The organism is Rufibacter ruber (assembly GCF_001647275.1).
Classification (GTDB): Bacteria; Bacteroidota; Bacteroidia; order Cytophagales; family Hymenobacteraceae; genus Nibribacter; species Nibribacter ruber_C.
On sequence record NZ_LRMM01000054.1, the window covers coordinates 25,634 to 38,196 of the forward strand.

Consider the following 12,563-nt stretch of genomic DNA (forward strand, 5'->3'; position numbering starts at 1 on the left):
AGGTTGGATGGGGACAACGTCCCCGTATAACACTACGGGGTGGGTAGGGGATCTGATGCCATTCTATGACAATGGCAAGTTCCATCTTTTCTTTTTGCATGATGCCCAAACCAAACCGGCTGGCCAAGGCTTCCATGACATACATAAGTTTGAGACTTCCAACTTAACTGACTACTCCTACGCAGGCCGTATGATCCCATATGGCACCACCAATGAGCCTGACTTTGCCATCGGTACCGGCTCAACCGTGAAGGTGGGTGATACCTATTACATGTACTACACCGGCCACAACGGTAATGCTAGCTACGTACAGAGCCACCCGCGGGAAAGTGTGATGTACGCCACCAGCAAAGACCTGAAGACTTGGACAAAGTTCTCTTATATCCTTACGGCCCCAGCGGGATACTATAACTTTGATTTTCGAGATCCGCAGGTGTTCTTCAATTCAGAAAAGAACGAGTACTGGATGCTGATGAGTACGCAGACCAGCGCCAGAAAAGCGGTTGTCCTTTTGTTTACAACTACAGATCCGTCAGCGAACAACTGGAGTCCAAGAGGCCCTCTTTACACCACCACGGCAGAAGATAACTACCTTATGATGGAGTGTGCCGACGTTTTCAAGATGGGAAATTTCTGGTACCTGTTTTTTTCCGAAGATTGGAGTGGTATGAAAGGAACCCATTATCGTATTGCTACTTCGTCCGAGGGCCCTTGGACTAAGCCGGCAAATGATATGCTGGACGGTCAGTATTTTTATGCTGCCAAAACGGCCTCTGACGGCAACAAGCGCTACCTTTTCGGGTGGACCGCCCGAAGGAACCCCGAGAATGACAGCGGCAACAAAGAATGGGCGGGCAACATTGTCTCCCATGAGCTGACCCAGGCCTCCGATGGAACTTTGGGCGTGAAAGTGCCGGACGTAGTAGCAGGTATTTTTAAGAAGGATGTATCCCTGCAAGCGAGCAAAACAACTGGTGCCGTGTCAGCGAACGGTAACTCTTTTGTGGTGAACGGTTCCCTCTCAGCGGCTTCCCAGAACTTTGCGGCAATCACGGGTACCAAGAAGATAAGTGCCAAAGTAAAGATTGACACAGGGAGCGGGTCTGCCGGCTTTGTCTTCAACGCTGATAATGCCTCCCAGCCATCATATAAAATAGTATTGGAGCCTGGTAATAACAGAATTGCAGCCTATCAGGTCTCTGGCACTAATTCGCAGTTAATCACCAGAGTGCCTGTGACGCTGCAGGCGGGGACTACCTATGCGGTCGATATTGTTATAGACGGTTCTATTTGCGTACTCTATGTAGATGGCAAGGCAGCCCTTAGCAACCGTGTATACAGCCTGTCCGGCAAATCATGGGGAATCACTTCTAATGGCACACAAGCCACTTTCTCAGATGTAAGGCTTTACGGCGTGGAATAGAATTCAAATAGCACTCGTACCGCTCAGTAATGTTGGAAACCATAGTGTTATAAGTTTCAATAGCACTCTTACCAACCACACATAGCTTTTAATAAGGTGTTGGCTGAAGGACAATTTTAGGATAGCCTTACCTTGAAGATAATCAATAACACCACAAGTTGAAACAAATGAATGTAAAACAAGTAGTAAGCAGCTTGGCTGTTTTTGTAGGTGCGGTTGCAATAGGCTGTACCACTGGTAAAGGTCCGGATGAGACGAAAACGGCTATAACAATGTCGGAAACAAAAAGCAAAAGTGAACCACACCGACCACAATTCCATTTCTCCCCTCCCTCCAATTGGATGAACGACCCCAATGGCATGGTCTATCACAAAGGGGAGTACCACCTGTTTTACCAACACAATCCTGGGGGAACTACTTGGGGACCTATGCACTGGGGACACGCTGTTAGCAAGGACATGGTTTCTTGGGAGCACTTACCCATTGCCCTGTACCCTGATGAAAACGGAACTATCTTTTCGGGCAGCGCCGTAGTGGATGAGAATAACACTTCTGGTTTAGGCTCCAAAGAAAATCCTGCCATGGTAGCCATTTTCACATACCACAACGAGAAACTGGAGAGGGCCGGCCGAAATGATTACCAGACGCAAGGCCTTGCCTTTAGCCTAGACAATGGGCGTACTTGGAAGAAGTATGACAAAAACCCATTTTTAAAAAACCCCGGAATCAAAGATTTCCGCGACCCGAAGGTTTCCTGGAACGAGATTGCGGGACAATGGGTGATGACCCTGGCGGTCCTAGACCACATAGAATTCTACGGCTCCAAGAACCTGATTGAGTGGACCAAACTTAGTGAATTCGGGAAGACCAGTGGTGCCCATGGGGGCGTCTGGGAGTGCCCAGATCTGTTTCCGCTTAAAGTGAATGGGCAGGAGAAATGGGTACTGTTAGTAAGCATCAATCCCGGTGGCCCTAACAAAGGATCGGCGACCCAATATTTTATCGGAGATTTTGACGGAAAGAACTTTAAAAACGATAATTCGGAACAGACTACTCATTGGGTAGACTACGGTACAGATAATTATGCTGGCGTCACCTGGGCCAACGTTCCTAAATCAGATGGGCGCAGGCTGTTCCTGGGCTGGATGAGCAACTGGCTGTATGCGAATGAGGTGCCAACCGCTACCTGGCGCAGTGCCATGACGGTGCCGCGTGAACTAAGACTTCAGCAAACCCCGGCAGGTATCAGGTTAACTAACGTGCCCGTGAAGGAACTGCAGAAACTCCGCATGGGCACTACCGCAATCAAAACACAGGAAGTGAATGGTTCTTTGGATCTGAGTAACCGATACAAACTGAATTCTAGCTTACAGGAGCTTGAGCTGAACTTGGATCTTTCCCAGGCCCAGGAAGCCGTAGTGAGATTCTCCAACGACAGAGGCGAGCACCTTGACGTAGGTTATTCCGTGTCTAGAAAAGAGTTGTACATAGACCGTACGCAGGCGGGCAGGACCTCCTTCAAAGACAACTTCTCTGGTAGGCACACTGCTCCGCTGGAGCTGGAAAATGGGAAACTGAAACTTCACTTGTTCCTGGACGTGGCTTCAGTGGAGGTTTTCGCAAACGATGGAAAAACCGTCATGACCGACGTCTTCTTCCCCAATGAGGACTTCACCCGTACGGAGCTGATCTCAACGGGGAAAACACAACTGCAGGCAAGCAAAGTATATAACTTGAGATCCATCTGGGGTGACCCCTCCTAGGTAAGGTCCTAACATAAGGGCGATTCTTCCTTACACAGCGGCCCCTACTACTATATAAGTAATAGGGGCTGCTTTTTTATCAGTTTGATATCAAAACTCGCTCCTGCCCTTAGGCCTAGACGCATCTCTGTAAGTATTTACGACCCGGTATTTCCGTTCTGTGTAGGCAGAAGGGTATCAGGTAAGCCAAGGGGAATGGATTCCCAGGTAAAGCAGGCCTTTGAAGTAGTCAATGAAGGGGATTAATCATACTCTCCGCAATATTTTCCTAAGACTTATACAATGTTGCCTTATCAGGGAAAAGGAAGCAGGGATCCATACTGCTCCTGGAGAGTAATGTTAGGGCTTCCCACTGATGATTTTGTATAGTATTCATTAATCTTATTAACGGCGGTATCTTGATACAGCAAAAACAGCAGTTGCTAGACGTTGCTTGCCGTTGCTCTGTGTTGTGTTTGTTGCTAACAAGTCAGCGCTTGCCTCATTTTAGAGGTCTCCGCTCTGAAACACGGCTGCCTCTGGCCTCTGATTTGTGTTCTACGCTACGAATGATACCCAATCCATAGGGCAAACACAGCAGCGACGACAAGCAACCTGGGGCAACAGAGCTCTTGGGCAGTGTCTCGGGAAACGGCAGTATAAAGAGATTAAAAAACCTGCTAAATGCCGCCTTTTTCATTAGCAGCCTGTCTTGAATAGGTGTCTTGCGAATCAAACCTGTCCTTGTTTTTGGGACTGGTTTTCTGAGAGAACTTATTGCTTCATAGGTGAGCAAACTTTTGTCCCTCTCATATAGAATCTTCCGGAGTACCGCTCCCTGGGCTCAGGCTTAACCGGACTCTCCATTTTGGTATGATACGTTCATCCGGGCGACGAACTCCTCGGGCCTGATGCCCAGTGCCTCGCTGACCTTGAAGAGCGTCACGATGGTGGGTACCCTGAGGCCCCGCTCCAGCAATGAGATGTAGGTGCGGTCAAGCCCGCAGCGGAAGGCCAGCTCCTCCTGGCTCAGCCCCTTTCCCTTCCTGAGCTCCCTCATGACCTCCCCGAACGTCCTTTCCCCCATCTGTGACTATAGTATGCACAAAGGAGCCGAAATAAGGGGCGCTGATCCACGGACTATAGTCTGAATTCACTATCTTTACGTACTACTGAAGAGCCTGAGCCCAGCCGTGGCGGGGAACCACCTGAAACTATAAACATAAAGAGACATGACCATCTACCTGCAAGATTTAGAGAGAGACGAGATGATAAAGGCCGACCTGACGGTGAGCTACTCCGTCCCCTGCCAGGACCTGTTCGCCGCCTTCTCCACCGATATCCAAGGTCCGGCCAGGAAAGCTCGGGAATATGCCTGTCACCGGGTGATCCAACTGGTGAGCGGCAGATTCAAACACGCCGGGCAACTGTACGAAGCCACCTTCGGCTTCTTCCTCTCCGGGCATGGGATGGTACCTGTCCTTATGGACGGAGTCTGCGTGGACGGGGAGTACTCCGGGTTCGGGTTCGCCGTCTCCCAAGACTATTACGGCCACTGCCCCACCAAACAGGCCCTGTTCCACTTCCCGGCTATCCCCTCCTTGCTCGGGGAGGAGCCGCTGACCTTCCTCGAGGCCGCTGCCCTCGCCCTTGAGGGAGACCATGACGAAAGAAAGGCCTACGCCCTCTCGCCCGCCGATGGCCTCGGCTCAGGCCGTCTAGTGGACCACGGCGGGTTCTCTGAGCATATGGAAAGCAGGGCAGCCGCGCCGCAGGCGGTGTAGGCAGCCTCACCCCCGTCATATATCGACCGCGGGTTGGGGTGCAATTGCACCCGTCCCGCAGCGCGGGACGTGGTGTTGGGTGTGATCTCACACCCGATAAAATGCTTATTTTTATTCTTCTTATTGGTTTACAATGGTTTACCTGAAAATTATTGGTAAATAAGGCGCCCAAAGTGGTGCAGATCTGTACCACTTTCGCTTTTTGCAGCGATGGTTGTTCCCCGAAGCGGGTGCAATCCGCACGGATTGCACCCGCGAATCGGTGCAGTTCCGTACCATTTTACTTTTCGGGCCCGGATCCTGATACAAAGAAGAACTGATAAGGAAACCTACCGGCAACGACTCCGTACTATACGCTTAAGCTGCTGCTTTGAGGCACTTGCCGCTATCCGCCCGCGCTCTGGGGTAACGCATCAAAGCAGACATAGGCCGCACATCACCGAAAGGTGGTGTGCGGTTCTTTTTTTAGGCCATGTGCGGATTCCCAGACCCGTCTTTTACCTTTGTAACATGACTTCTACGAACGTAGTAGTCACGTTACAGCAGCAGAAACATGGGAGAGAACAAGCCAGTCGTCATCTATTACCGCGTGTCCACCAAGAAGCAGGGCGAGTCCGGCCTGGGGCTGGAGGCGCAGCGCACCTACGTCCAACACTTCTACCCCCAGGAGCCACTGAGTGAGTTTATTGAGACCATGAGCGGCAAGGACGTGGCCAACCGGCCGCAGCTGCAACATGCCATTGCGCTCTGCAAAAAGCACAAGGCGACGCTCGTGGTGGCCAAGATTGACCGGCTGAGCCGCAACACCGAGCAGGCCCTACGCATCTACGCCGACCTGGAGGGACGCCTGGAGAGCTGCGACATCCCCAACCTGGACAAGTTTACCCTGACCCTGTTCATGGCCATCGCCGACCGGGAGCGGGAACTCATCAGCCTCCGCACCAAGGCAGCCCTGGACGAGAAGCTGAAGCAGAAAGGCGAGTGGCGCACGGCCTCGGAGCCGTTCAGGGAAGGGAAGGCATCACAGTTGGGAATCGCGGCCAACCGACAGAAAGCCCAGGCCAACGAGAATAACCGGAAAGCGGCGGGCTATATCAGGCAGCTGCGGGAGAACCTGGTGCCGGTGACCGACGCGGACGGCAAGCCCACCGGGGAAAGGAGGCAGCGGACCTGGCGCGAGATAGCGGCAACCCTGAACAGCGAAACCTACCGGACCAGCCGGGGCGGTCTCTTCCAGGCGATGCAGGTACAACGCTTATACGATTCAGCTTAACTTTTCGGGACATGCTGAAATAAGCAATACCTTTAATCTCAGATAGGCGAAGGGTTGGCTCCGTACATTGGGCCAATAACCGGAGTTATTCTGTTTATCCGGTAGTTGGCAATAATTGAAAATTATAACATTAATAATTGATTTACATGGGATTTCACGAAAAACAATTTGAGTGGTATAACCTTACCCTTGAAACTGTCGCCTTACGACTTTCAGAAGAAAATTCACGAGATTTTTCTGTAGAAGATATTGGGTTAGCTTTAGCAGAAATATTTGGTTTTACCGATAATACCGAACTTCATGCTAAAGTATTTTCAGAAGGATTAAATATCTATCACATTCTAAAAGACTATTATTTTTCTGAAAAGCTTGGCCAAGTTGAACTAGGTGAAGGTGAACGGATTTCATTGGCTGGAAATGATGAAGAATTATTTGAAGCCCTTGTTAAAAATAGGAACCAAGTATGGCAAATTCATAAAAATGATAAAGACCCGCACCCTTCTAATCCGCATGGGCATAATTATTCTAGTGGACTCAAATTAGATTTGAGTAACGGTGATTTATATCATAAGAGAAAAAAACGTTCAAAAATAGATAAGAAAGAACTTATCGCTATTAGAGAAAAATGCAAGAACAGAGGAATTGAGTTGCCTCCTTTAAGTCTAAACTAAAAACAACTTTTGCCAACGTCTCGTGTAAACAGCATGCTACGGCCGACGGCCTTTCACGCTGTTTACACGAGACCGTTGGCAATAATTAATAATAATATGTATTCACTCGAACTCTTACAAGCTATCAATGATTGGCAGGCAACAGGGATAGGAAATAACAAAACCCAGATTGCAGAAGAAATTTTGGCTCATTCTCAATCATTGCCAAACAAGTTCAAATCTTTGACTTCAAAATGTTATAGAAGAGTTGCATTAAATGGTATGAATTCTGTTCTCCTTGGCGCTAACATGCAACTGCCAGAAACTTATTCATCATGGTCTTTTGATAAGTCTGTAGCTCAAAACTTTAATGGGGGAGTTCCTCATAAAGGTTATCAAGGAGTAATATTTGAGTTAGATAATAAGGACACTGGGTATAGTGTTATTTTAAACTTATCTGAATTATTTAATGATAGCGATTTTATTGAAGCCTGCGAAAGAAACCAAAAGAATATTAAAAGCTATAAATCAGGGATTGGCTATTTTATGAATAGTGAGGCAGAAGTCATATTGAAAGTAGACAACCTGACAACTAAACAAATATGGGCTTATGGCGGCTATAGTAATTCTAGAGAGAAACTAGCAGAAATGTTCTTTGGACACAAACCGAATTCACAAGAATTAATATTTTTTGATGAAGCGGTAAAAAATGCAAATGTTAAAATAGGCGGAAATTGGGTAACTGGGGCCGCAAAAGATAGGATAGTAAAATTGCATATTGAAACAGCTCAAAGGTTAACCAAAAAGAAATAACTATTGCCAACACTGTATAAAAGTCAGCGTCGGCCGACGGCCTCGCCATCTATTATACTAGTCCGTTAGGGTTAATTTAAAAAAATGATTGACAGGTACTATAATAAAACTATAATAACATTGCTAGATGCTCTTCATTTAGCTCGAAAAGAGCCATTTAAGAATATTAAAAAATGGTTAATTATTCAGGAAATACTTATTAAACGACATATCTATGTAGAAAATCAGATAAGGAGCCTTAAATCAGAAATCAAAGAATTAAATAAGTTAAGAAAATCAAATACAGGTAGAAGGCTCACTAGGGCTGAATCAGCAGAAATAAAAGATAAAATAGAATACTATGAATACTTAATAGAGGAATATAATAGAGTAATTAAAATTTTTAAATCTATAGGAGATGGTATTGCTTTTACTTTTCTCCATAAACTTGATATAAAACCACAAAATTTTAAAGAATCAGCCGGCTTTATTTCAAATAAGGTTGGCCTTAAAAAAGAAAAGAGGATTTTAAGAACTGCATTTAAAAACAATGTTGTAGCAATATTGAATGATATAACTAGTGTTTTAAAGTTTACAGATTTGATTCTTGTAACAAAGGAAGGCTGGGCGCCAATTGAATCGAAGACAAGCAATAACTACAATGAAAGAATAAAGAGGCAACAAGAAAAAGCAGAAAAACTTTTTAAGTACTTGGACGATGATGTCGCTGAAAATTTGCATGAAACAGGCAAAGTAATGCAAAGAATTGAACAAAGCGTGCCTGAAGAAAATCATATTAGTAAATTAAATAGACTCATTGTAAAGGCTAAAGCAAAAGGTGAAGCATATTCATTAGTTGAGAAAGGATTGCTATATTATGTTACTTACAAAGAGACTAAGAATGATGTGGAAGGCATTTTAGTTAAGAATAAGATTTATCAACCATATGTACATTATTTGAATTCTAATAAATTCCCTGAACTAGGGTATTATCCATTCTCTTTAAGTTTTAATAAGTCCTCAACATATTGGGAATTTCTAATAGGGGAGCTTATAATACTCATTTTTGCTGATTTAAATGAAGTAATAAAAATTTCTAAAACATACGGTTATGTTTTAGAACAATCTAAGCAAGAAGGATTCTTCTTACATTTTAAGTCAGAAAAGGAAAGACCAATAAAAGCATTTGAAATGTCACATCATTACTTCAATAGAATATTTTTTGAATTTGTTTCATTAAAATGGTTATTAGAAGAAAGTTTTACCCGTTTTGAAAATTTAGAAAAAACTAACCCTAGCAATAGCTAAAAAGCATTAAAACGCTTTTAGCCCAACCGTTATCTATAAGTCAACGCCCCCGATTAGACGGGAGGCAAACAGGCAAAGGCACCAGGTACATGGCCTAATCCCCTTAGATCTTCTCATCTCCAAATACAGCGGTTCATGCGGAATCCATTGCTTTGCCTGACGATGTTCCTTGCGTCCTGCCAGCCTTCCACTCAGCCACCTTCAGAGGGGACGGCAACTACCTCAAATACTACCGTTGCCGCTCCCGCCCCTAGCCAGCATATAATCCTGTCCAAAAACCGCCGCTTCGTCTACCTGGCACGGTGGTACGCCCCGGCCGCCACGGAAGCCACCCTGGACACGGTGGTGATGACTGCCTCGGGTGAGCCTTGGAAAATAGATTCCACCCAGACCGTCTATGAATGGCTCTTCAAGGAGGACACGACGCTGACCTATATCCCCAAAGAACACGTGGGCGGGATCGAGAGAGCCGAGAAGTTCTGGCTGCACCCCCCGCGCTACGGCAAGTATGCCATCCTTGAACTCAACCCTTTCCCCGACATCCGCCTGCCCGCACGCAAGGGGCAGGCCTGGGAATGGACCGTCTACCCGCCAGACTTCTACTCTGATCCCGCGTGGGCTATTTGGAAGGGAATGATTGACGTTAAGAACCGCTACCGGACGGAAGACACCGCCCTGGTGGATACCCCACTGGGCAAGCTAACCTGCCAGCGGGTGCAGTCGACGGGTACCAGCAAGTTTGGCACCACCACCTTGGAAACATATTTTCACCCGCTGTACGGCTTCGTCCGCCTGAACTATGTCAACATCAACGGGAGCAAGACGGAGCTGGAGATGCTGTCGGCGAATGTACAGCTGGAGTCGTACGATAAAGGGGTAGAGAGGGTATTCGGGAAGGTTTACAAGTAGACGCCTCCTCTATCAGGAGTGAGTGACTCCTGATAGAGGCTAGGTATCTAACCAAAACAACATCTGTAATTATACCTTTAATGCCTACACTTAAGAGTGAGGTACTTGATCCTATCCAAAAACTTTTGCTAGAAATGAAGCGAAAATAGGAGGAAAAACCTGCGGAACCAAGGAATGAAGGATGGATTTGAAGCAGGGATTATTATGAAGCAAAATCTGGTCAGTATTACTTTCCTGCTTCCCGCCCTGGCTGGAGGGCATTAAGGATATTATAAGTTAACCACAAGACTTAGACCAATGTAAAAGGGCTGACGTTTGGGTAACACGTCAGCCCTTCTAGTCTTTTTGGGGTGTAGAGTAACGTGACTGCTTCTGTCCCTCGTCAGCACCTTTGCGTTCCAGAGCGTTTACAGTACGGCTAATCCCTTAAGCAAGCATCATAAAGAACCTTTAACCATAGCCTGTCTTCCTCTTCTGACCGAGATGAACGTCTGCAGGATGACGGAAGCCGTCACGAACAGCAGCCCCACGTAAAAAGAGGCGTTCACCTCCTTGCTCTCCCCGAAGAACAGGAACGCCATGATGATGGCGTAGATCGGCTCCAGGTTGAAGCTCAGGTTGACGGTGAAGGCGGGTATCTTCCTGAGCACCTCGGCAAAGGTGACGTACAGGCCCACCGTGCAGAAGAGTGCCAGCAAAAGCAAGTACGCGGTGTCCTGGAGCCCGGGGATGATACTCTCCACCGGGAAAAAGTACAGGTAAGCGGGTAGCAGGGCACCCAGCCCTACTGTTCCGCCGAGCATCTGGTAATAGTTGATGAGCTTGCTGTCGAAGGTCCTCACCAGCCGCTCGTTGTAGATCGTGTAGAGGGCGGCGAAGGCCGAGGAGACCACGCCCATTGCGATGCCCAACTGGTAGGAGGTATCGAAATGGAAGATCAGGCTGATGCCCAGAAGGGTGAGCGCGCTGAGCAGCAACTCGGAGACCTCAAACTTTGTTTTCCCGATCAGCGGTTTGAAGACCGCGGTGAAGAAACTTACCAGGCAATAGCACACGACCCCGATGGATATGTTGGAGTACTTGATACTGGCATAGAAGAATACCCAATGCACGGCAAGGAGCATCCCCACCTTGGCGATCGAGAACTTCTCCTTTGGGGCAAGCTTGGCGGGTATACCGAGCAGCCTCAGGATAAAGAACAGGATGAGGAAAGAGAAGAGTAGCCGGTACCAGACCAAGAGTCCCTCGTTCAGGGAAATGAGTTTGCCGAACACGCCGGTGAACCCCGCCAGCACGACGGCGAGGTGCAATAGATAATACGATTTTTTCATAAAGAACTGGCTGCCCGTCCCAGCAAGGGGCGGGATCTTAACATTAGCATTCAATTGGAAATATGAGGCACGGCAAGGAAGCCGACTGGATTGTCGGTGCCATACCTTCTCGGTAATCTCCGGGAAATGTTAGAATCTAGGCGGGGGGAGACAGCTCTTTCTGTTCATATTATTGTTTACAGACGGTAAATGTAAGGAAAATATTCATTAGATACCTGGGGTTTACACGCTTATATACTATATGGCAGGGTTTGTTCGGTGACGGTTACTCTACAGGCGCATTCATGTGATGAGGATCTTTCCTGTTCTATAATGCCTCTTATGTAAAGTCTACGTGGATTTAAGCCCATCTCTGAGATAGAAACGTGGCCAGAGCTGCTTGGCGAAAACTCGTCTTTTATTTGCCTAGGGCGGCGAATTGCCCCTTACACTTTCTTACACTTTCTTACTAATAAAAATATAAGTGTAAGGAGATAATACCCTTAATATCAATTATTTAAAGTCAAAATCTTACACTCTTACACTTTTTTTCTAATTTGATTTTTCTCTCAACAGAAGCCTTCCACATAACACTCTTTGTTTTTTGTACTTTACTTATTTTCTAAGCATTAAATAATCCTTCTCATCAATGCTTATCCATTGTTTAAATTTTAATTTAAGAAAAGTAGTAAGAGTGTAAGAAAATCGACTTAAACCACTGTAACAATGACTTTTAATTCCTTACACTTCCAAAAAAGTGTAAGGAAATAGTAAGGAAACAGGTATAAAATTGGCTATTATATACCCATTCCGCCCTAGATGGGAATCTTAATATTGATTCTTTGTTTAGTAAGGTTCAACAGCAAGAGTATGCGCATAATTGTACTATTACGACAAGAAGAGGGAATGTAGTCATCGCCTAACTAAACTTTCTAGAGCGTATGCCTCCCTAGCCACTTCCTTCCGTAAGTTTGTTACCCTGGTCCCACTGGTCTATAGGAAAGCGTGGTCTTGGGTTTAGCAGTAAATGCGCAAGTGGGATCCAATAGATACTTCATACCTTCTCCCACTATCTTGCGGTATGTTCGCCTATATGAAAATTAAGGAAAGAAGCAGCTGTTGAACCATCTCCTTTGAGAATCCTCCAAAGGTAGAAAGACTGCTTTTCACCGCCATAGGTGGAATAGCTTCAATTGGGCTGCCTGACAAACGGCTGTTGAATTTTGGTTGAGCACCCGGATATAGTATCCACCTGTACATTTCGCCAAGTGTTCCTTACTATCTTTTCCTGGAATGAAGTTGCCCTGCTTATTCCCGTTTAGACCGATTAGTTACCAGCACTCTACCTTCCTAATGCTCTGGGTCGCGCACG

10 protein-coding genes are annotated in these 12,563 nt (G+C 46.5%); 8 read left to right on the forward strand and 2 right to left on the reverse strand.

Features of this window, described 5'->3' with window-relative positions:
• The first annotated feature begins 7 nt into the window (after positions 1–7).
• Positions 8–1,423: a glycoside hydrolase family 32 protein gene (locus A8O25_RS16925; protein WP_161947777.1), complete on the forward strand. Its 1,416-nt coding sequence runs from the start codon at positions 8–10 to the stop codon at positions 1,421–1,423.
• Between the two features lie 167 nt (positions 1,424–1,590).
• Positions 1,591–3,186, forward strand: coding sequence for a glycoside hydrolase family 32 protein (locus tag A8O25_RS16930; RefSeq protein WP_074987992.1), 1,596 nt, complete (start codon positions 1,591–1,593; stop codon positions 3,184–3,186).
• Positions 3,187–4,015: 829 nt separating this feature from the next.
• Here A8O25_RS16930 and A8O25_RS16935 read toward each other — a convergent pair.
• Entirely contained in the window at positions 4,016–4,252 is a 237-nt protein-coding gene (locus tag A8O25_RS16935) for a helix-turn-helix domain-containing protein (protein ID WP_066837191.1), read from the reverse strand.
• Between the two features lie 145 nt (positions 4,253–4,397).
• On the opposite strand from A8O25_RS16935, the gene A8O25_RS16940 reads away from it, so the two are divergent.
• The 6 genes from A8O25_RS16940 to A8O25_RS16965 all read left to right on the forward strand — a co-directional run bounded on the left by A8O25_RS16940 (position 4,398) and on the right by A8O25_RS16965 (position 9,881).
• The gene (locus tag A8O25_RS16940; protein ID WP_066837194.1) at positions 4,398–4,949 is read left to right on the forward strand and encodes a hypothetical protein; all 552 of its coding nucleotides are present in this window, start codon (positions 4,398–4,400) and stop codon (positions 4,947–4,949) included.
• Between the two features lie 553 nt (positions 4,950–5,502).
• Entirely contained in the window at positions 5,503–6,222 is a 720-nt protein-coding gene (locus tag A8O25_RS16945; protein ID WP_066837196.1) for a recombinase family protein, read from the forward strand.
• A gap of 146 nt (positions 6,223–6,368) precedes the next feature.
• Positions 6,369–6,893, forward strand: a complete 525-nt coding sequence (locus A8O25_RS16950) for a hypothetical protein (RefSeq protein ID WP_066837199.1) — start codon at positions 6,369–6,371, stop codon at positions 6,891–6,893.
• A gap of 96 nt (positions 6,894–6,989) precedes the next feature.
• The gene (locus A8O25_RS16955; protein WP_153042804.1) at positions 6,990–7,685 is read left to right on the forward strand and encodes a hypothetical protein; all 696 of its coding nucleotides are present in this window, start codon (positions 6,990–6,992) and stop codon (positions 7,683–7,685) included.
• An 84-nt stretch (positions 7,686–7,769) separates the two neighbouring features.
• On the forward strand, positions 7,770–8,972 hold the full coding sequence (locus tag A8O25_RS16960; protein WP_066837206.1) for a hypothetical protein: 1,203 nt from the start codon (positions 7,770–7,772) through the stop codon (positions 8,970–8,972).
• A gap of 135 nt (positions 8,973–9,107) precedes the next feature.
• The gene (locus A8O25_RS16965) at positions 9,108–9,881 is read left to right on the forward strand and encodes a hypothetical protein (RefSeq protein ID WP_153042805.1); all 774 of its coding nucleotides are present in this window, start codon (positions 9,108–9,110) and stop codon (positions 9,879–9,881) included.
• A 437-nt stretch (positions 9,882–10,318) separates the two neighbouring features.
• Here the strand turns inward: A8O25_RS16965 and A8O25_RS16970 are convergent, their stop codons facing one another.
• Positions 10,319–11,212 (reverse strand): DMT family transporter, encoded by an 894-nt coding sequence (locus tag A8O25_RS16970; RefSeq protein ID WP_066837212.1) that lies wholly within the window; start codon positions 11,210–11,212, stop codon positions 10,319–10,321.
• Between the last annotated feature and the right edge of the window lie 1,351 nt (positions 11,213–12,563).

Coding starts and splice junctions, on each gene's coding strand:
- A8O25_RS16950 (WP_066837199.1), top strand. CDS start 6,369: ATGGGATTTCACGAAAAACAATTTGAGTGGTATAACCTTACCCTTGAA.
- A8O25_RS16940 (WP_066837194.1), top strand. CDS start 4,398: ATGACCATCTACCTGCAAGATTTAGAGAGAGACGAGATGATAAAGGCC.
- A8O25_RS16925 (WP_161947777.1), top strand. CDS start 8: ATGGGGACAACGTCCCCGTATAACACTACGGGGTGGGTAGGGGATCTG.
- A8O25_RS16965 (WP_153042805.1), top strand. CDS start 9,108: ATGCGGAATCCATTGCTTTGCCTGACGATGTTCCTTGCGTCCTGCCAG.
- A8O25_RS16955 (WP_153042804.1), top strand. CDS start 6,990: ATGTATTCACTCGAACTCTTACAAGCTATCAATGATTGGCAGGCAACA.
- A8O25_RS16960 (WP_066837206.1), top strand. CDS start 7,770: ATGATTGACAGGTACTATAATAAAACTATAATAACATTGCTAGATGCT.
- A8O25_RS16945 (WP_066837196.1), top strand. CDS start 5,503: ATGGGAGAGAACAAGCCAGTCGTCATCTATTACCGCGTGTCCACCAAG.
- A8O25_RS16935 (WP_066837191.1), bottom strand. CDS start 4,252: ATGGGGGAAAGGACGTTCGGGGAGGTCATGAGGGAGCTCAGGAAGGGA.
- A8O25_RS16970 (WP_066837212.1), bottom strand. CDS start 11,212: ATGAAAAAATCGTATTATCTATTGCACCTCGCCGTCGTGCTGGCGGGG.
- A8O25_RS16930 (WP_074987992.1), top strand. CDS start 1,591: ATGAATGTAAAACAAGTAGTAAGCAGCTTGGCTGTTTTTGTAGGTGCG.